Origin of the sequence: Rhizobacter sp. SG703 (assembly GCF_012275445.1) — a bacterium.
GTDB lineage: Bacteria > Pseudomonadota > Gammaproteobacteria > Burkholderiales > Burkholderiaceae_C > Rhizobacter.
On sequence record NZ_JAAZQK010000014.1, the window covers coordinates 64,442 to 81,823 of the forward strand.

The 17,382-nt window shown below is 70.1% G+C and carries 18 protein-coding genes and 1 riboswitch; of the genes, 12 read left to right on the forward strand and 6 right to left on the reverse strand.

Features of this window, described 5'->3' with window-relative positions:
• Positions 1-36: 36 nt before the first annotated feature.
• Positions 37-1,140: a DNA glycosylase AlkZ-like family protein gene (locus FHT26_RS25575; protein WP_168562927.1), complete on the forward strand. Its 1,104-nt coding sequence runs from the start codon at positions 37-39 to the stop codon at positions 1,138-1,140.
• Here FHT26_RS25575 and FHT26_RS25580 read toward each other — a convergent pair.
• Positions 1,126-2,304, reverse strand: a complete 1,179-nt coding sequence (locus FHT26_RS25580) for a YbfB/YjiJ family MFS transporter (protein ID WP_168562928.1) — start codon at positions 2,302-2,304, stop codon at positions 1,126-1,128. The two genes, FHT26_RS25575 and FHT26_RS25580, sit on opposite strands and share 15 nt — an antisense overlap.
• A gap of 102 nt (positions 2,305-2,406) precedes the next feature.
• Between FHT26_RS25580 and FHT26_RS25585 the strand changes: the two genes are divergently transcribed.
• The gene (locus FHT26_RS25585; RefSeq protein ID WP_168562929.1) at positions 2,407-3,207 is read left to right on the forward strand and encodes a transglutaminase-like domain-containing protein; all 801 of its coding nucleotides are present in this window, start codon (positions 2,407-2,409) and stop codon (positions 3,205-3,207) included.
• On the opposite strand, the gene FHT26_RS25590 is transcribed toward FHT26_RS25585, so the two are convergent.
• Entirely contained in the window at positions 3,208-4,143 is a 936-nt protein-coding gene (locus FHT26_RS25590) for an AraC family transcriptional regulator (RefSeq protein WP_168562930.1), read from the reverse strand.
• A gap of 201 nt (positions 4,144-4,344) precedes the next feature.
• Between FHT26_RS25590 and FHT26_RS25595 the strand changes: the two genes are divergently transcribed.
• Together FHT26_RS25595 and FHT26_RS25600 are read left to right on the forward strand one after the other, a co-directional pair.
• Positions 4,345-5,382: an aldo/keto reductase gene (locus FHT26_RS25595; protein ID WP_168562931.1), complete on the forward strand. Its 1,038-nt coding sequence runs from the start codon at positions 4,345-4,347 to the stop codon at positions 5,380-5,382.
• 208 nt (positions 5,383-5,590) lie between these two features.
• Complete coding sequence (locus tag FHT26_RS25600) at positions 5,591-6,265, forward strand: hypothetical protein (protein ID WP_168562932.1); 675 nt, start codon at positions 5,591-5,593, stop codon at positions 6,263-6,265.
• On the opposite strand, the gene FHT26_RS25605 is transcribed toward FHT26_RS25600, so the two are convergent.
• Positions 6,220-7,026: an HAD-IIB family hydrolase gene (locus FHT26_RS25605; protein WP_168562933.1), complete on the reverse strand. Its 807-nt coding sequence runs from the start codon at positions 7,024-7,026 to the stop codon at positions 6,220-6,222. The genes FHT26_RS25600 and FHT26_RS25605 overlap by 46 nt on opposite strands.
• 95 nt (positions 7,027-7,121) lie before the next feature.
• Positions 7,122-7,206: riboswitch (S-adenosyl-L-homocysteine riboswitch) on the forward strand.
• Between the two features lie 75 nt (positions 7,207-7,281).
• Between FHT26_RS25605 and ahcY the strand changes: the two genes are divergently transcribed.
• The 3 genes from ahcY (at position 7,282) to metF (ending at position 10,472) form a co-directional block, all read left to right on the forward strand.
• On the forward strand, positions 7,282-8,709 hold the full coding sequence (gene ahcY, locus FHT26_RS25610) for an adenosylhomocysteinase (protein ID WP_168562934.1): 1,428 nt from the start codon (positions 7,282-7,284) through the stop codon (positions 8,707-8,709).
• Between the two features lie 168 nt (positions 8,710-8,877).
• Entirely contained in the window at positions 8,878-9,648 is a 771-nt protein-coding gene (locus tag FHT26_RS25615) for a TlyA family RNA methyltransferase (protein ID WP_168562935.1), read from the forward strand.
• Complete coding sequence (metF, locus tag FHT26_RS25620; RefSeq protein ID WP_168562936.1) at positions 9,645-10,472, forward strand: methylenetetrahydrofolate reductase [NAD(P)H]; 828 nt, start codon at positions 9,645-9,647, stop codon at positions 10,470-10,472. Before FHT26_RS25615 ends, metF begins: the two co-directional genes overlap by 4 nt.
• Here metF and FHT26_RS25625 read toward each other — a convergent pair whose 3' ends face one another.
• Positions 10,473-11,054 carry a 5-formyltetrahydrofolate cyclo-ligase gene (locus FHT26_RS25625; RefSeq protein ID WP_168562937.1) on the reverse strand — a complete coding sequence of 194 codons (582 nt, stop codon included), beginning with the start codon at positions 11,052-11,054 and terminating at the stop codon, positions 10,473-10,475.
• A gap of 56 nt (positions 11,055-11,110) precedes the next feature.
• Here FHT26_RS25625 and FHT26_RS25630 point away from each other — a divergent pair, with 56 nt between their 5' ends.
• Positions 11,111-11,560, forward strand: a complete 450-nt coding sequence (locus FHT26_RS25630; protein WP_168562938.1) for a TfoX/Sxy family protein — start codon at positions 11,111-11,113, stop codon at positions 11,558-11,560.
• Here FHT26_RS25630 and FHT26_RS25635 read toward each other — a convergent pair.
• Entirely contained in the window at positions 11,502-11,870 is a 369-nt protein-coding gene (locus tag FHT26_RS25635; RefSeq protein ID WP_246868108.1) for a DUF2917 domain-containing protein, read from the reverse strand. The genes FHT26_RS25630 and FHT26_RS25635 overlap by 59 nt on opposite strands.
• Positions 11,871-11,962: 92 nt before the next feature.
• Here FHT26_RS25635 and FHT26_RS25640 point away from each other — a divergent pair, with 92 nt between their 5' ends.
• Positions 11,963-12,997, forward strand: a complete 1,035-nt coding sequence (locus FHT26_RS25640) for a LysR family transcriptional regulator (RefSeq protein ID WP_168562939.1) — start codon at positions 11,963-11,965, stop codon at positions 12,995-12,997.
• On the opposite strand, the gene FHT26_RS25645 is transcribed toward FHT26_RS25640, so the two are convergent.
• A complete protein-coding gene (locus FHT26_RS25645) occupies positions 12,963-13,565 on the reverse strand; it encodes a 5-formyltetrahydrofolate cyclo-ligase (protein ID WP_168562940.1) in 603 nt (200 codons plus the stop codon). The genes FHT26_RS25640 and FHT26_RS25645 overlap by 35 nt on opposite strands.
• Between FHT26_RS25645 and FHT26_RS25650 the strand changes: the two genes are divergently transcribed.
• From FHT26_RS25650 to FHT26_RS25660, 3 genes are all read left to right on the forward strand, one after another.
• Positions 13,558-15,603 (forward strand): transglycosylase SLT domain-containing protein, encoded by a 2,046-nt coding sequence (locus FHT26_RS25650; protein ID WP_349238224.1) that lies wholly within the window; start codon positions 13,558-13,560, stop codon positions 15,601-15,603. The genes FHT26_RS25645 and FHT26_RS25650 overlap by 8 nt on opposite strands.
• A 4-nt stretch (positions 15,604-15,607) precedes the next feature.
• Positions 15,608-16,561: a complex I NDUFA9 subunit family protein gene (locus FHT26_RS25655; RefSeq protein ID WP_168562941.1), complete on the forward strand. Its 954-nt coding sequence runs from the start codon at positions 15,608-15,610 to the stop codon at positions 16,559-16,561.
• Positions 16,562-16,681: 120 nt separating this feature from the next.
• Positions 16,682-17,362 carry a glutathione S-transferase family protein gene (locus FHT26_RS25660; protein ID WP_168562942.1) on the forward strand — a complete coding sequence of 227 codons (681 nt, stop codon included), beginning with the start codon at positions 16,682-16,684 and terminating at the stop codon, positions 17,360-17,362.
• The last annotated feature ends 20 nt before the right edge of the window (positions 17,363-17,382 follow it).

The following is a 17,382-nucleotide window of genomic DNA, read 5'->3' on the forward strand; positions in this document are numbered from 1 at the left end:
CATGAACAGGCACACCGATGCCGCATCATTGGTCCCATGCCGATCACCCTCGACCACCTGCGGCGCTACGCCGTCGCCCGCACGCTTTTCAAACCAACCACGCTGCTGCGCGCGATCCGCCGGCTGGGCTTCGTGCAGGCCGACCCGATCCGCTCGCCGGCGCGGGCGCAGGACCTGACGCTGCGCCACCGCGTCAAGGACTACCGCGCCGGCGACCTGGAGCGGCGCTATGCGACGCTGCCGGTCGAGGAGGACTGCCTCGTCAACTACGGCTTCCTGCCGCGCGAGCACCTGGCGCTGATGCATCCGCGCATTGCGAAGACCGAATGGGACCGCGCGACCCGGCGTCGCGCCGCCGATGTGCTGGCGTTCGTGCGCGAGCGCGGCCGTGTGCACCCGCGCGAGGTCGACGAGCATTTCGCGCACGGCCGCGTCACCAACTACTGGGGCGGCTCGTCGAATGCCAGCACGCACCTGCTGGACGGCATGCACTACCGCGGCATGCTGCGCGTCGTGCGGCGCGATGCCGGCATCCGCGTCTACGAGGCGGTCGAGCACGCGCCGGCCGACGAGAGCCCGGCCGAGCGGGCGCGCCGCGCCGCCGCGCTGCTGGCGTTGATCGTGCGCAAGTACGCGCCGTTGCCGGCGCGCAGCCTGACCCACCTGACCGGGTTGCTGAACTACGGCGCGCCGCACCTGAAGACGCAGACGCAGGCGGCGATGAAGCTGGCGCGCGAGCAGCTCGCGAGCCTGCAACTCGACGGCGTCACCTGGTACTGGCCGGCCGATGAAAACCCGGCCTCGCGCCGCCACGCGCCCGACGACGCGGTGCGCCTGCTCGCGCCGTTCGACCCGGTCGTCTGGGACCGCATCCGCTTCGAGCTGCTGTGGGACTGGGCATACCGTTTCGAGGCCTACACGCCGGCACCGAAGCGCAGGTTCGGCTACTACGCGCTGCCGCTGCTGTGGCACGACCGGGTGATCGGCTGGGGCAACCTGTCGATGGTGGGCGGGCAGCTGAAGCAGCAGTTCGGCTACGTGGACGGCCGGGCACCGCGCGATCCGGCGTTCAAGACGGCGCTGGCCGACGAGATCGCGCGGATGCGCAGCTTCCTCGGGGCCGATTCAACCGGCCGGTAGCGGCCGCTGCCGGGCCGCGAGCGACGCCGCCAGCGCCAGCACGCCGGCCGATGCGGCCAGCCCGGCGCGCAGGCCGCCCGGCCCGTCTGCCAGCCAGCCGACCAGGCTCGGGCCGACGATCTGCCCGGCCGCGAACACCGTCGTGAAGGCCGCGATGCCGGCCGGCCACGCGGCAGCCGGCAGGTTGTGCCGCACCAGCGCGGTGGTCGATGCGACGACCGACAGGAACACGCCGCCGAACAGCGCGCCCGAGGCGAAGCCGGCCAGCGGGTGCGCGCTGACGACCGGCAGCAGCGTCGCCACCGCGAGCAGCGCGTTCAGCAGTGCCATCGGCTGCCCGCCGCGCCAGCGCTGCAACAGCCCGGCCCACAACCATGACGACGCGATCACGCCGACGCCGAGCAGCGCATAGAACACGGTGATCAGTCCGCTGCCGAGTTGCTGCTCGCGCAGCAGCGTCACCGAGAACGTCATGTAGCCGATGTAGCCGAGGCCGAACAGCGTGTACGACGCGAGGCCGAACACGAAGTCGCGCGGCCGGAAGCCGGTGCGTGCCGACGCGGGGGCCGGCGCGGCGTCCAGGCTGCGCGTGCCGCGCGCGGTGATGGCGGTGGCCAGCAGGGCCGCGGCGCCCAGCGCGATCCACGCCCACTGCCAGGCGTGCGGCTGGGCCAGCGCCACCAGCGGCGGCACCAGCAGCGCCGACGCGACGATGCCGATCCCGGTGCCGCCGTAGTACAGCCCGAGGATCAGCCCGGCGCGGGCGGCGCCGTCGCTGCCGACCAGGCGCGCCGCCATCAGCCCGCCGGAGATGAAGACGGCGGCGCTGGCGATGCCGGTCGCGAGCCGCAGCGCGTACAGCGCCGCATCCGAGCCGACGAGGCCGTGCGCCGCCAGCATCAGCGCGGCCGACACGCTGCCCGCCAGCAGCACGCGGCGCACGCCGACGCGCGCCAGCGCCAGCGGCGTGGCCAGCGCGCCGAGCAGGTAGCCGGCCGCGTTGACGGTGTTCATCGCGCCGGCGGTCAGGTAGCTCCAGCCGAGGTCGGTGCGCATCGCCGGCAACAGCAGCGCATAGGAGAAGCGCGCCAGCCCGAGCGACACCGCGGCCGCGAGGGCGAGCGCGGCTGCGGTGCGCAGCGTCGATGGGGTGGAGGAGCTCATCGCGGCGCATTGTGCCCACCCGCGCGATCGGGCGCGCTTGTCCTACAGCGCCGCGGCCCTCCTGCCGATGGGCGCCGTGCCGGCGCCGGGTTGCAATGCCGCATGTCCAGGCACTTCGACGTCGATTGCGAGCTGAGCTACCAACTGGCGGGCCCGGCGGATTTCCTGTTCCAGCTGCATGCGCTGGACGGCATGGACCAGCGCGTGCTGAGCGAATCGCTGGAGGTCGAGCCGGCGGTGCGGGTGCATGTCTACGAGGACCCGGCGGTCGGCCACCGTTTTGCACGGCTGTCGGCCGGCGAAGGCAGCTTGCGGCTGCAGTACCGTGCGCGGGTGGAACGCCGGCCGGTGCCGCTGGACCTGGGCGCGGCCGAGATGGCGATCACCGAGCTGCCCGACGAGGTGCTGCACAACCTGATGCCGACGCGCTACTGCGAATCCGACCTGCTGTCGCATGCGGCGATCAAGCTGTTCGGCGAGCTGCCGCGCGGTGCGATGCGGGTGCAGGCGATCTGCGACTGGCTGCACGACAACGTCGACTACCAGCTCGGTTCGAGCACCGCGACGACGACCGCCTGCGACGTGTTCCGCAACCGGGCCGGCGTGTGCCGCGATTTCGCGCACCTCGGCGTGACCTTCTGCCGCGCGCTCAACATCCCGGCGCGGCTGGTGGTCGGGTATGCGGTGTTCGACGAGCCGCCGCCCGATTTCCACGCGGTGTTCGAGGCCTACCTCGGCGGGCGCTGGATGATGTTCGACCCGACCCGGATGTCGCCGGTGGACGACCTGGTGCGCATCGCGATGGGCCGCGATGCGAAGGACGTGGCCTTCGCGACCATCTTCGGCCCGGCGACGATGACGGCGATGCGGCCGGACGTGTCGCCGGTGCCGGCCGCGGGCTGATCAGGCGGCCTCGCCGACCTCGCGGACCTCGTTCTCGGCCCGCCAGCGCCGCCGGTCGCGCGCCGGCGGCGTGCCGAACAGGCGCGCGTACTCGCGGGCGAACTGCGACGCGCTCTCGTAGCCGACGCTGTGCGCCGCGGTCGACGCATCGGTGCCGCCGGTCAGCAGCAGCCGCCGCGCCTCCTGCAGCCGCAGCTGCTTCTGGAACTGCAGCGGGCTCATCGCGGTGACCGCCTTGAAGTGGTGTTGGAACGACGACACGCTCATGTGCACGCCGCTGGCGATCTCGTCGATGCGCAGCGCCTGCGCGTAGTTCGTGCGCAGCAGCGCGATGGCCTTCGCGATGCGCTGCGTCTGGCTGTCCTGCAGCGCGAGCTGCCTCAGGCGCGCACCTTCGCCGTTCATCAGCAGCCGGTACAGGATCTCGCGCTTGACCAGCGGCGCGACGATCGCGATGTCGGCCGGCGCATCGAGCAGCCGCAGCAGCCGCAGCACCGGCTCGAGCACCGGCAGCGCGATGCGGTTCACGTAGATGCCGCGTGCCGGGCCGGTGTGCGCGGCCGGCGGCAGGCGCTCGTCGCGGATCAGCTCGCCGACCTCGGCGATGTCCAGCGACAGCCGCAGCCCGAGGTAGGGCAGCGTGTCGCTCGCGACCCGCACCTGCCCGACCACCGGCAGGTCGACCGAGGTCACCAGGTAGTGCAGCGCGTCGTAGGTGTGGATGTCGTCGCCGACCATCACCTGCTTGGCGCCCTGCGCGATCAGCGCGAGCGCCGGCTCGTAGACGTGGTGCTTGGGTCCGCCGGGGTTCGCAATGCGATAGACGCTGAGCCCGGCCACCGGCGTCTGCACGATGCCTTCGACGCCGTCGGTCGCGCGGTTCAGCATGCCGACCAGCGAGCGGCGGGCGTCGTCGAGTTCGAGGAGGTCGTCCATGGGTGGTGTTGCGCCGGGCAGGGCGTGGAGGATCGGGCGCGTCGCAGCTTAGCGCCGTCAGTGCGCCCGTGCATCGCCGGCCGCAGCGGTCTGGAGAAATGGGCAAGAACTCTGCAGGAACGCGCTGGCGGGGCGGCCTGCTGCGGCCGGACACTGCCGGCCTGGCCCCGCTTCCCGGGGCATCGTCACAAGGAGCTGGACATGCAACACCGCAAACTGGGCCGCACCGGCCTGTTCGTTTCGGAACTGTGCCTGGGCACGATGACCTTCGGCGGCTCGGGCGGCATCTGGAGCCAGATCGGCAGGCTGCAGCAGGACGAGGCCGATGCGCTGGTGGGCCGCGCGCTCGATGCCGGCATCAACTTCATCGACACCGCCGATGTCTATTCGGAAGGCCTGTCGGAGCAGATCACCGGCCAGGCGCTGCGGAACCTGAAGGTGCCGCGCGACAAGGTGGTCGTCGCGACCAAGGTGTTCGGCGAGACCGGCGCGAAGGGCGTCAATTCCTCCGGCATGTCGCGCTTCCACATCATGGACGGCGTGAAGGCGAGCCTGAAGCGGCTGCAGCTGGAGCACATCGACCTGTACCAGATCCACGGCTTCGACCCGTCGACGCCGATCGACGAGGCGGTGCATGCGATGGACACGCTGGTGCAGCAGGGGTATGTGCGCTATGTCGGCGTGTCGAACTGGGCGGCGTGGCAGATCGCGAAGGCGCTGGGGATTGCCGAACGCGACGGCAAGGCGCGTTTCGAATCGCTGCAGGCCTACTACACGATCGCCGGGCGCGACCTGGAGCGCGAGATCGTGCCGATGCTTCGCAGCGAGCAGGTCGGCCTGATGGTGTGGAGCCCGCTGGCCGGCGGCCTGCTGAGCGGCAAGTACGGGCGCGACGGGCGGGGCGCCGAGCAGGGCGCGCGGCGCACCGGCTTCGACTTCCCGCCGGTGAACCGCGCACGGGCCGACGACTGCATCGACGCGATGCGCGGCATCGCCGAGGCGCACGGGGTATCGATCGCGCGGGTGGCGCTCGCCTGGGTGCTGCACCAGCCGGCGGTCAGCACGGTGATCATCGGCGCGAAGCGGGTCGAACAGCTGGACGACAACATCGAGGCGACGTCGCTGAAGCTGGGCGCCGATGAATTGGCGGCGCTCGACAAGGTCAGCGCATTGCCGGCGGAGTACCCGGGGTGGATGCTGGCGCGGCAGAGCGGGCAGAGAGCGGCGCGACTGGGGTGAGGCAGAGCAATGTCCATCTGTACAGGTCTCAAAACGCGGGGGAACTCCTACAGGCCGAGTTTCGAGAATCTTCTCGGGTGCATGATCGGCAGCGTCGAGGCCTGCTTCAATTGGTAGCCTGAGCCGGCTTTCGTCAACATTCAAGAGCCTGCTGTTGTCCGCAGTTTTGGGCGCTCCGCCGGCTTTCCGTTGGACGACTTGAACGAAGATGGGCGACAGGCCGATTCGTGTCAACCTGCTCTGCGCAGTGTCGTCTCTGGGGTGGCTCGTCGGCTTTCTTGTTGCGAGCTACCTCTGGGGATGGGGCGTTCACCTCTTGGTGCGCTGGGCAGGCATCGACTTGCCCGCGATCCGGCATGTCTCGGTCGGCTTCATGGCTGTGCTCGGCTACGCATGGATCCTGAAGCAGTCGGCTGTGCATCGGATCGCCGGACTTCGCTTGGGCGCCCCAGTGCGCTGGGGTCTCGCCGCAAGTGTCATTGGCCTCAGCTACGTGGCTTGTGTTGTCGCGTCAATGGCTTGCCTCGCACCTCCCGTGGCGCTGCGAACGGCCTCTCATTGGTCCTTCGACAGCCTGACCCTGCTGCTGGCGGGAAGCCTGTGCCTCGCGTCGCGCAGCCTGTTGCCCGGCACGCTGTTCCACATCGTTTCGAACCTCGTCGTCGTATCGCTTCCATTTGCTGACGCCAGCGCGTTGGGCGGTTGGGGCGTTGCCAGCGGGTGGCAGATGGACGTGGGTCCTGCAGGACCTGCGTGGATGAACTGGATCGAAGCGGCGTTTTGCCTGGCCGTGATCGGCGTGCTGGTGCTGAGTCGCGGCAGAGCGCGGCACCGGCTTCAGCGACGGGGCCTCAGCGCCGCGACGAATTCCGCGAACCCTTGACCGCGCTGGCCCGCGCTGAGATACGCGGGCCACGTGTGCAGCCGATCCGCGAACTGCATCAGGTTCGCGACCCCCACGCTGATCGGGAAGTGCCCGAACATCGCCTGGTCGTTCGTCGAATCGCCGACGTAGGCCCAGGCGGCGGTCTCGGCGTCGAGCGAACGCCCGAGCAGCCGCTGCACGATCCAGCGCGCGCCGCTCAGCTTGTCGTGCTCGCCGTACCAGCCGTTGATGTGGATCGAGCTGACGGTCGCGGTCATGCCTTCGCTGCGCATCACCGCCAGCACCGCGTCGATCTGCGGCTGCGCCAGGTGGGCGAACTCGGCGTGGTCGATCGCGATGTCGGTGACGCGGCCGGCGCTGTCCTGTGCGAGCGTCGCCCCGGGCACTTCGGCCAGCACGCGCTCGGCGGTGCGGCGCAGCCGCAGCGTGTTGCGCGCGCGGGTCGCCTCGTCCTGCGCGTACTCGATGCGCAGGCCCTGCGCATCGCGGAACAGCGCGACCGCGCCGTTCTCGGCGACGATGGCATCGATCGGCCAGTCGCGCGCGAACGGCTCGCTCCAGCCCATCGGCCGGCCGGTGATCGCGATCACCGGGATGGCGGCGTCGCGCAGCGCCTGCAGCGCAGCCAGTGCCTCGGGCTCGATCGCGCCGTCGCGCGTCAGCGTGTCGTCGATGTCGGTCAGCACGCCGCGCACGCTGCGGGCCAGTGCGGGGCTCAGGTCAGAAAGGGGGCGGGGACGGCGGGCGGTGTCAGGCATGCCGCGCAGTCTTGCACGAGCGTCGCACACGACCCGCGGCCATAACGCACGCAACGCACTGGAATCCGCCGGTTCCCGCGACTACAATCCCTGCACTTTCCGAGGAGCGTTGCAAGGCCGCCTGTCGCCACGACAGCCGCCCCAGGCTCGGGATTTCAACTGCAACCGCGCTCACCCGCACGATCGTCCCTCGTGGGTGAGCCTCTGAGCTTCCAACGGCGGTGCGCGTGCGGGTTTCATTCAACGGAGCCCGACATGAACGCTGTTCTCAAGCCTTCCCAAGACCACGCCATCGCCGACATCTCGCTTGCCGCCTGGGGCCGCAAGGAGATCAAGATCGCCGAGACCGAGATGCCCGGCCTGATGGCCATCCGCGAAGAGTTCGCGAAGTCGCAGCCGCTGAAGGGCGCGCGCGTCACCGGCTCGCTGCACATGACGATCCAGACCGCCGTGCTGGTCGAGACGCTGCAGGCGCTCGGCGCCCAGGTGCGGTGGGCCTCGTGCAACATCTTCTCGACGCAGGACCATGCCGCCGCGGCGCTGGTCGAGCGCGGCACGCCGGTGTTCGCCTACAAGGGCGAGAACCTGACCGACTACTGGGACTACACCCACCGCATCTTCGACTTCGGCCCGAAGGGCTCGGACGGCGAAGGCCCGAACATGATCCTCGACGACGGCGGCGACGCGACGCTGCTGATGCACCTGGGCCAGCGCGCCGAGAAAGACATCAGCGTGCTCGACAAGCCCGGCAGCGAAGAAGAGACCTGCCTGTTCGCGAGCATCAAGGCCAAGCTGGCGCAGGACCCGACCTGGTACACCCGCAAGAGCGCGCAGATCCAGGGCGTGACCGAAGAGACCACCACCGGCGTGCACCGCCTGAAGGAAATGAGCGCGAAGGGCACGCTGCTGTTCCGCGCGATCAACGTGAACGACTCGGTCACGAAGAGCAAGTTCGACAACCTGTACGGCTGCCGCGAATCGCTGGTCGACGGCATCAAGCGCGCGACCGACGTGATGATCGCCGGCAAGGTGGCCCTGGTGGCCGGCTACGGCGACGTGGGCAAGGGCTCGGCCCAGGCGCTGCGCGCGCTGAGCGCCCAGGTGTGGGTGACCGAGATCGACCCGATCAACGCGCTGCAGGCCGCGATGGAAGGCTACAAGGTCGTGACGATGGAGTACGCCGCCGACAAGGCCGACATCTTCGTGACGACCACCGGCAACAAGGGCGTGATCCGCCACGAGCACATGCTCGCGATGAAGGACCAGGCGATCGTCTGCAACATCGGCCACTTCGACAACGAGATCGACATCGCGGCGATCGAGAAGTACGAATGGGAAGAAATCAAGCCGCAGGTCGATCACGTGATCTTCCCGGACGGCAAGCGCATCATCCTGCTGGCCAAGGGCCGCCTGGTGAACCTGGGCTGCGGCACCGGCCACCCGAGCTTCGTGATGAGCTCGAGCTTCGCCAACCAGACGATCGCGCAGATCGAGCTGTTCACGCGGCCCGAGAAGTACGAGGTGGGCCAGGTCTACGTGCTGCCGAAGCACCTCGACGAGAAGGTCGCCCGCCTGCACCTGAAGAAGGTCGGCGCGATGCTGACCGAGCTGACGGACGAGCAGGCCGCCTACATCGGCGTGCCGAAGAACGGCCCGTACAAGCCCGACACCTACAGGTATTGAGCCCCCCAGTCGCTTCGCTCCTGCCTTGCAGGCCGCGCCGGGCCGGAGGCCCGACTCCTCGCCAGGCACGAACAGTCCTCAGGACTGTTCATGTCCGGGCTCGGCCCCCAAGGGGCGCCACCCTGCGGCCCGGCAAAGCCGGTTCCGCGGGCGTTGCTTGATCATCCGATGCGCATTGACCAGTTGCTAGTTCAAGAAGGTCTTGCACCGACACGGTCGGCCGCGCAGCGGCTGATCGAGCGTGGCGCCGTCCGCTGGCTCGGCCCCAAGGGCTGGGCGGTGCCGAAGAAGGCCGGCGAAGACGTGCCCGAAGGCTGCGAGCTCGAGGTCACCGACGACGCCGAGCTGCGCTTCGTCTCGCGCGGCGGGCTGAAGCTCGAAGGCGCGCTGAAGCACTGTGCGATCGACGTGACCGGCCTTGCCTGCCTCGACGCCGGCCAGAGCACCGGCGGCTTCACCGATGCGCTGCTGCAAGGCGGCGCGTCGCGCGTGGTCGGCATCGACGTCGGCCATGGCCAGCTTCATCCGAAGCTGCAGGCCGATGCGCGGGTGCAGTGCTTCGAAGGCGTCAATGCGCGCGACGTGACCGGCTCGGCCTTCGAGGCCGCATCGACGCCGCACAGCTTCGGCTTCGTCACCGGTGACCTGTCGTTCATCACGTCGACGCACGTGCTGCCGACGCTGGCGCACTACCTGGCGCCCGAGGGGCAGCTGCTGCTGCTGATCAAGCCGCAGTTCGAGCTGCAGCCGGCGCAGATCGGCAAGGGCGGCATCGTCAAGGACGAACGGCATTTCGCCGAGGTCGAGACACGCATCCGCAAGGCCTGCAGGGAGCAGTTCCTGCAGGTGCGCGCCTATTTCCAAAGCCCGATCAAGGGCGGCAACGGCAACACCGAGTTCTTCGTGTGGGCCGTGCCTGTCGAGGAGTCTTCTTCATGACACCGATCAGCCTGGAGTTCTTCCCGCCGAAGACCCCCGAGGGCGTCACCAAGCTCGCGGCGGTGCGCCAGCAGTTGTATGCGCTGAAGCCGAGCTTCTGCTCCGTCACCTATGGCGCTGGCGGCTCGACGCAGGACGGCACGCTCGCCGCGGTGCAGGCGATCCTGGCCGAGGGTGTCGAGGCAGCCTCGCACTTCACCTGCGTCGGTGCCGATCGCGCGTCGGTGCTGGCCAAGCTGGAGCAGTTCAAGGCCGCCGGCATCCGCCGGCTGGTGGCGCTGCGCGGCGACCTGCCGAGCGGCTACGGCGGCTTCGGCGAGTTCCGCTATGCGAGCGAGCTGATCGCGTTCATCCGCGAGGCCACCGGCAGGCAGTTCCACATCGAGGTCGCTGCGTACCCCGAGATGCACCCGCAGGCGAAGTCGCCGCAGGCCGACCTGCAGGCGTATGTCGAGAAGGTGAAGGCGGGTGCCGATTCGGCGATCACGCAGTTCTTCTTCAATGCCGATGCGTACGAGCGCTTCGTGAACGACACGCGCAAGCTGGGTGCCGACATTCCGGTGGTGCCCGGCATCATGCCGATCACCAATGCGAGCGGCATCATCCGCTTCGCCGATTCGTCGGGCGCCGAGATCCCGCGCTGGATCCGGCTGCGGCTGCAGAGCTTCGGCGACGACACCGCGTCGATCAAGGCCTTCGGGCTCGATGTGGTGAGCGAGCTGTGCGAGCGGCTGCTGCGCGTCGGCGCGCCGGGTCTGCACCTCTACACGATGAATGCCGCGACGGCGCCGCTCGAGATCTGCCGGCGCCTCAAGCTGGATTGATCAGCTGTCGCGCTGCCACATGACGCCTTCTTCGGTGATGACGGCGTCGAGCGGGTTGTCGCCTTCTTTCGGACGCAGCATCGGCAGAAAGCCGTGCGCATAGCAAAGCCCGACGGTGACCGGTCGCGGCGTCAGCGCGGCCACCGATCGGTCGTAGAACCCGCCGCCATAACCCAGGCGCGCGCCTTCGGTGCCGTAGCCGACGCACGGCAGCAGCAGCAACTCCGGCTGGAACTGCTCGGTGCCCTTGGGCTTCGGGATGTCGTGCGCATCGAGCTCGGTCGGGCAGCCGGGGTACCAGACGTGGAAGCGCAAGGTGCCGTCGGTGCGGTCCATCACCGGCAGGCCGATGCGCCGGCCCGGACCGCCTTCGCTCCAGCGGAACAGCGCCGGCAGCGGATCGAACTCGCCCTTGATCGGCCAGTAGCCGCCGATCAGCGATTCGCGCCGGCTGACCAGCCAGATGCGCAGCATGCTCTGCAGCTGCACCGCGAGCTCCAGCCGGTCGGGCAGGGCCTGGCGGTCGGCGATCAGCTTCTTGCGCAGCACCGCAATCGTGGAGGACGTGTCGGGAGTGGCCATGCCGGCGATTGTGACCGAGGCATGGCCGGGGTGGCCAGCGCGCCTACCATCGGCCCATGGCCACGATCAACTCACCGAAAGATGAATTCGCCCGCTACTGCGTCGAGCTGCTCGGCGCGCTCGGGCCGACGCGCTCGCGGCGCATGTTCGGCGGGCACGGCTTCTATGTCGACGATGTGTTCGTCGCACTGATCTTCGAGGAGCGCCTGTACCTGAAGGCCGATGACGCGACGCGGGCGCGCTTCGAGGAGGCCGGCGGCCAGCCGTTCGTCTACGAAGGCGGCGACGGCAAGTCGGTGTCGATCAGCTACTACACCGCGCCCGATGACGCGATGGAATCGCCGGCGCTGATGCGCCCGTGGGCGCGGCTCGCGATGGAAGCAGGCCTGCGCGCCGCCGCGGCCAAGGCCCGCAAGCCCACCAAAGCGTCGAAAGCGGCGAAAGCGATCAAGCCGCGTGCAGCGCCGGCGAAGAAGCGCCCAGCCGCGAAGCGAGCTGCTCGCTGAGCCGCTGCGCCAGCGACTTGCCGCGCTGGCAGGCGTCGGGCGGCACCAGCAGCTGGAACTGCGCGCTCGGCCACGCTTCGAGCACCGCCTGGGCGCCGGCCGGCAGCGCGACGCTGTCGCCGCTTTCCAGCCACACGTCCTGCGCCGGCTCGTCGGCCGTGCCCGGCACCGTCAGCCACAGCCGGCCTTCGGTGACGCGCAGCCAGCGCGACCCCGGACCGATCTCCAGCGGGCGGGCCTCGCCGGGCGCCACGGTCCAGCTCGCGGCCTGGGATTGTTGAAAATTGCTCATCACCATCGGGTTTGCCATGTCGTTCTCCTTGCAGGGCATGGAGTGAACTTTAGGGGCCTGCAGGCCGGTGGTCCAATGACTTAAGCGGCGCGGATTGATACCATTAGTGCATGAATCAACCGCGTCATCGACCGCTCTCGATCGGGCCGATCCGGGCCTTCGAGGCGGTGGCCCGCCACCTCAGCTTCAGTGCCGCCGCCGAGGAGCTGCACCTGACCCAGTCGGCCGTCAGCCGGCAGATCAAGGGGCTGGAAGACGAACTCGGCGCACCGCTGTTCAACCGCGGCACCCGCTCGGTCGAACTCACCGGCGACGGCCAGGTGCTGCTGCGGGCGGTCGCGCCGTCGCTCGACCGGCTCGACACCGCGGTGCGCCAGATCCGCACCTCGCGCGGGCGGCGCCGCGTCACGGTCAACACCTTCGCGTCGTTCGTGTCGCTGTGGCTGCTGCCGCGGCTCGAGGCCTTCCAGCGCGCGAACCCCGACATCGACATCCGCGTCTCCGCCACCGACATGGTGGTCGACCTCGACGACCCGGAGATCGACATCGTGCTGCGCTACGGCGGCGACCACCTGGTGCCGGCGGGCACGCCGCGGCTGTTCGGCGAGACGCTGACGCCGGCCATCAGCCCGTGGCTGGCCGAGCAGATCGCGCGCGGCCAGGCGCCGCCGCTGTCGACGCCGGCCGACCTGGCCGGCCACACGCTGGCCGAAGAGGACGACAACCGCCCGACCGCCGAGTTCCTCAGCTGGCGGCGCTGGCTGACGCAGCACGGGCAGGCCGGGCTGCAGCCGCGCCGGTGGATGTACCTCAACTTCACCTACCAGCAGGTGCAGACCGCGCTGGCCGGGCAGGCGATCGCGCTGGCCCGCATGGCCCTGGTGGCCGATTCGCTCGAGCGCGGCGACCTGGTCGAGCCGTTCGGGCCGGCCGGGCGCATCGATGCGCCGCATGCCTACTGGATGGTGGTCTCGCCGCAGTCGGTCGCGCGGCCCGAGGTGCAGCGCTTTCGCGACTGGCTGATCGAGCAGGGCGAGCGCACGAACGCGACGCTGACCGCGCAGTCCGCCCGCAGCGTGCAGCAGCTGGCGCAGGCGGTGCCCGAGCCGGTCAGCCCTGCGCCACCCCGTTCTCGGTCACGATGAGCGCGAGCGGCAGGTCATGGGCCTGCGGCGCGAGCTCCGCCTCGCTCAAGCGCCCGATCTCCCACGCGACGCCGACGGCGGTGACGTGCGGATGCAGCGCCAGCCAGCGGTCGAAGAAGCCGCCGCCATAGCCGAGCCGCCAGCCGCTGCCGGTGAAGCCGACGCAGGGCACCAGCACCACGTCGGGCACCACCGCGGCGCCGTTCGCGACCGGAATGCCGCATTCGTCCTTCTGCGTCGGCGCGCTGCCATCCCACAGCCGGTAGTGCATCTGCGGCGGCACGCGCTGCGTGAATGGCAATGCGCGCGGCAAGGAAGCATGCGATCCGTCGCCATCCCACAGGCCTGCTGCGTTAAATTCGGATCGCATCGGCCAATAGACCCCGAGGCACTCGGGTTCGAGTTGATCGAGGACAAGGCCGAGGTGACGCGCGAGCGACGTGGCTGCAACTTTTCCGGTGGGCGAAGAGACAAACGCTGTGCGCGCGGCCAGCAGGCGCTGACGCAGGGGATGGCGGACGTCGGAATCTGATGGCAAGGTCGGCACCATGAAGGACAGCGTGAACAAAGACAAATCATATGGCTCGGTGATGGTGGTGCGATCGGCGAGGTGGGTGCTGAAGGGCCTGGCCGCCGCCGTGCTGCTGAACGCGATGCCCGCCTGCGCGCAGACCGGCAACGACGCCGTGCTCGAAGCCCGCGAGGCGCTGCGCAAGAAAGACCGGGCCCGGCTCGCCGCGTTGCGCGACAGCGCGATCGCCGAGCGCAACCCGCTCGCGATGTGGATCGACTACTGGGAGATCGGCCAGCGCCTGCAGTTCGTGCAGGCCGACGAGATCGCGGCCTTCTACCAGCGCTGGCGCGGCACCTACGTCGAAGACCGGCTGCGCAACGACTGGCTGCTCGAGCTCGGCCGGCGGCGCGATTTCAGGACCCTGGCCGCCGATTTCCCGAGCTTCCGGATGAACGACGACCGCGAGGTCTCGTGCTACGCGCTGCTGGCCGACCACCTCGCCGGCAAGGACGTGCGCAGCGCGGCGCGCAGCGCCTGGTTCGCGCAGCGCGAGGCCGACGACGGCTGCGCGCTGCTGGCCGCGACGCTGTACGACGCGAAGCAGCTCACCGAAGCCGACGCCTGGCGCAAGGCGCGCCTCGCGATCGACGGCAACAAGCCGCGCGCGGCGCGCCAGGCGGCGCTGATGGTCAACACCCGGTCCGCCAGCGATGTCGACGAGCTGGCCGACAACCCGGCGCGCTACCTGACCCGCGCGCTCGGCGGGCGCCAGGCCAACCAGCTGAACACGCTGGCGCTGATGCGCCTCGCGTCGACCGACCCCGAACTCGCCGCCAACCTGCTGAATGGCAAGTGGGAGGCCGCGCTGCCGCCCGAGCTGGCGGCCTGGGCCTGGGCCGCGGTCGGCAAGCAGGCGGCGCTGAAGCTGTTGCCGGAGGCCTCCGGCTACTTCACGCGGGCGGCGCTGCTGTCGGCGAAGTCGGGGGTGACGATCGACTGGGCCGACGAGACGCTCGCCTGGAAGGCGCGGGCCGCGCTGCGCGCCGGCGAGAACGCGCCACGCTGGCAGCAGGTGGTGCAGGCGATCGATGCGATGAACCCGGTCGAGCAGCGCGATGCGACCTGGGTCTACTGGAAGGCTCGCGCGCTGCGGGCGCTGGCCAAGGATTCGACCGAGGGCGACGGGCTGCGCGCGCAGGCGACCGAGCTGTTCGAAGGCATCGCGTCGCAGTTCAGCTTCTACGGCATGCTCGCCGCCGAAGAACTCGGCCGGCCGATCACGCTGCCGGTCGCGCCGCAGCCGCTGACGCAGGACGAGCGCGACGCCGCTGCGCGCCAGCCGGGCCTCGGGCGGGCGCTGACGCTGGTGGCGATCGGGCTGCGCAGCGAAGGCGTGCGCGAATGGAACTTCACGCTGCGTGGCATGGACGAGCGCGAGCTGCTCGCGTCGGCGCAGCTGGCCTGCGACCGGCACGTCTGGGACCGCTGCGTCAACACCAGCGACCGCACGCGCAGCGAGATCGACATCGCGCAGCGCTACCCGACACCGTTCCGCGCCGAGGTGATGGCCGCGTCGAAGACGACCGCGGTCGACCCGGCGCTGATCTACGGCGTGATGCGCCAGGAGTCGCGCTTCCAGCCCGACATCCGCTCCAGCGCGAACGCCTACGGGCTGATGCAGGTGATCCAGCCGACCGCGAAGAACGTCGCCAGGCGCATCGGCATGGCCTACGACCCGGCGCAGATCATGGACGTGCCGACCAACGTGCAGCTCGGGTCGAGCTACCTGCGGCTGCTGCTCGACGACTTCGGCGGCTCGCAGGTGCTGAGCGCCACCGCGTACAACGCCGGCCCCGGGCGGCCGCGGCGCTGGCGCGAGGGCCCGAAGCTGGAGCCGGCGATCTGGATCGAGAACATCCCGTTCAACGAGACGCGCGACTACGTGAAGAAGGTGATGTCGAATACCTTGCTCTACGCGACGCTGCTGAACGACCCGACGGCGCTGCAGACCGCGTCGCTGAAGGCCCGGCTCGGCAAGCCGGTCGGCCCGCGCGAGGTCACCGCACCGCCGCCCGACACCAACCTGCCCTGATCCCATGAACCTGCTGATCATCGGTGGCACCGGTTTCCTCGGCCGCGCCGTGTGTGCCGAACTGGTCGAGCGCAGCGGCGCGGCCGGCGGACGCTTGACCGTCGTGAGCCGGCAGCCGCAGCGCGCGAAGGCGCTGCAGATGCTGCCGACCGTCGAGCTGCTCGGCGCCGACGTGCACGACGACGTGCAGCTCGCGGGCCTGGTCGCCGGGCGCGATGCGGTGGTCAACCTGGTCGGCATCCTGCACGGCCGCGAGGCGGCGTTCCAGCGTGCCCATGCCGAGCTGCCGAACCGCATCGCGCATGCGTGCCGCCAGGCCGGCGTGCGCCGGCTGGTGCACGTCAGCGCGCTCGGCGCGCAGGCCGGTGCGCCGAGCATGTACCTGCGATCGAAGGCGGCCGGCGAGGCGGTGCTGCAAACCTCGGGGCTCGACGTGACGGTGCTGCGGCCGTCGGTGATGTTCGGCGCCGACGACCGCTTCATGAACCTGTTCGCCCGGCTGCAGCGGGTGCTGCCGGTGCTGCCGCTGGCCGGTGCCGACGCGCGCTTCCAGCCGGTATGGGTGCAGGACGTCGCGGCGGCGGTGGCCCAGGCGCTGGTGCGCGGCGCCGCCGCGGCGCGTTCGTACGAATGCGCCGGGCCGAAGGTCTTCACGCTGGAGCAGCTGGTGCGGCTGGCCGGGCGCTGGTCGGGCCACCCGCGGCCGGTGGTCGCGCTGCCCGATGGCCTGGCGCGGCTGCAGGCCGGGCTGATGGAATGGCTGCCGGGCACGCCGCTGATGTCGCGCGACAACCTCGATTCGATGAAGGTGCCGAACGTCGCGAACGAGGCCTTGCCAGGGCTCGATGCGCTCGGCGTGCGCCGCACCGGGCTTGAGGCGGTGGTGCCGGACTACCTCGGCGGCGTCGCCGGGCCGGCGCGGCTCGAAGGCTGGCGGCGCCAGGCCGGGCGCGGCTGAGCGCGCCGCGGCCGGATGCGCGCCGGTCATCGATGTCATTCGCAACTCTCATCGGCTGGGGTGCCGAGCTCGCCTACGATGGGCGGCCCTGTCACGACCGACTCGCCCCCCGAGGACTCCATGCAGCTCTACATCGGCAACAAGAATTACTCCTCCTGGTCCATGCGCCCGTGGGTGCTGCTGAAGCAGGCCGGCATCCCGTTCGACGAGGTGATGGTGCGCTTCGATTCATTCGAGCCCGATTCGAAGTTCAAGGCCGAGCTGGCGCGCCATGCGCCGACCGGCCGCGTGCCGCTGCTGGTCGATGACGGCTTCGCGGTCTGGGACACGCTGGCGATCGCCGAGTACCTGGCCGAGCGCTTCCCCGCCAAGCCACTGTGGCCGGCTGACGTGAAGGCGCGGGCGCGCGCCCGCAGCATCTGCGCCGAGATGCATGCCGGCTTCGGCGCGCTGCGCAGCCATTTCCCGATGAACATCGAGGCCGCATTGCCCGAGGTCGGCGAACGCGTGCTGCGCGAGCAGCCGGCGGTGCGTGCCGACCTCGACCGCCTGGTGCAGATGTGGAGCGAGCTGCTGCAGCAGCACGGCGGCCCGCTGCTGTTCGGCGAGTTCACGATCGCCGATGCGTATTTCGCGCCGGTGGCGATGCGCCTGCTGACCTACCGGCCGCCGCTGCCGCCGCAGATCGCCGCCTATGTGCAGCGGGTGCGCGCACTGCCCGGTGTGGAGGCCTGGTGCCGCGATGCGCTGGCCGAGGAGGACTTCCTTCCATTCGAGGAGCCGTACCGCACTGCGCGCTGAGCCGTTCGGTCGCGTTCGCG

Coding starts and splice junctions, on each gene's coding strand:
- FHT26_RS25575 (WP_168562927.1), top strand. CDS start 37: ATGCCGATCACCCTCGACCACCTGCGGCGCTACGCCGTCGCCCGCACG.
- ahcY (WP_168562934.1), top strand. CDS start 7,282: ATGAACGCTGTTCTCAAGCCTTCCCAAGACCACGCCATCGCCGACATC.
- FHT26_RS25615 (WP_168562935.1), top strand. CDS start 8,878: ATGCGCATTGACCAGTTGCTAGTTCAAGAAGGTCTTGCACCGACACGG.
- FHT26_RS25640 (WP_168562939.1), top strand. CDS start 11,963: ATGAATCAACCGCGTCATCGACCGCTCTCGATCGGGCCGATCCGGGCC.
- FHT26_RS25600 (WP_168562932.1), top strand. CDS start 5,591: ATGGGCGACAGGCCGATTCGTGTCAACCTGCTCTGCGCAGTGTCGTCT.
- metF (WP_168562936.1), top strand. CDS start 9,645: ATGACACCGATCAGCCTGGAGTTCTTCCCGCCGAAGACCCCCGAGGGC.
- FHT26_RS25585 (WP_168562929.1), top strand. CDS start 2,407: ATGTCCAGGCACTTCGACGTCGATTGCGAGCTGAGCTACCAACTGGCG.
- FHT26_RS25595 (WP_168562931.1), top strand. CDS start 4,345: ATGCAACACCGCAAACTGGGCCGCACCGGCCTGTTCGTTTCGGAACTG.
- FHT26_RS25630 (WP_168562938.1), top strand. CDS start 11,111: ATGGCCACGATCAACTCACCGAAAGATGAATTCGCCCGCTACTGCGTC.
- FHT26_RS25580 (WP_168562928.1), bottom strand. CDS start 2,304: ATGAGCTCCTCCACCCCATCGACGCTGCGCACCGCAGCCGCGCTCGCC.
- FHT26_RS25635 (WP_246868108.1), bottom strand. CDS start 11,870: ATGGCAAACCCGATGGTGATGAGCAATTTTCAACAATCCCAGGCCGCG.
- FHT26_RS25660 (WP_168562942.1), top strand. CDS start 16,682: ATGCAGCTCTACATCGGCAACAAGAATTACTCCTCCTGGTCCATGCGC.
- FHT26_RS25625 (WP_168562937.1), bottom strand. CDS start 11,054: ATGGCCACTCCCGACACGTCCTCCACGATTGCGGTGCTGCGCAAGAAG.
- FHT26_RS25605 (WP_168562933.1), bottom strand. CDS start 7,026: ATGCCTGACACCGCCCGCCGTCCCCGCCCCCTTTCTGACCTGAGCCCC.
- FHT26_RS25655 (WP_168562941.1), top strand. CDS start 15,608: ATGAACCTGCTGATCATCGGTGGCACCGGTTTCCTCGGCCGCGCCGTG.
- FHT26_RS25590 (WP_168562930.1), bottom strand. CDS start 4,143: ATGGACGACCTCCTCGAACTCGACGACGCCCGCCGCTCGCTGGTCGGC.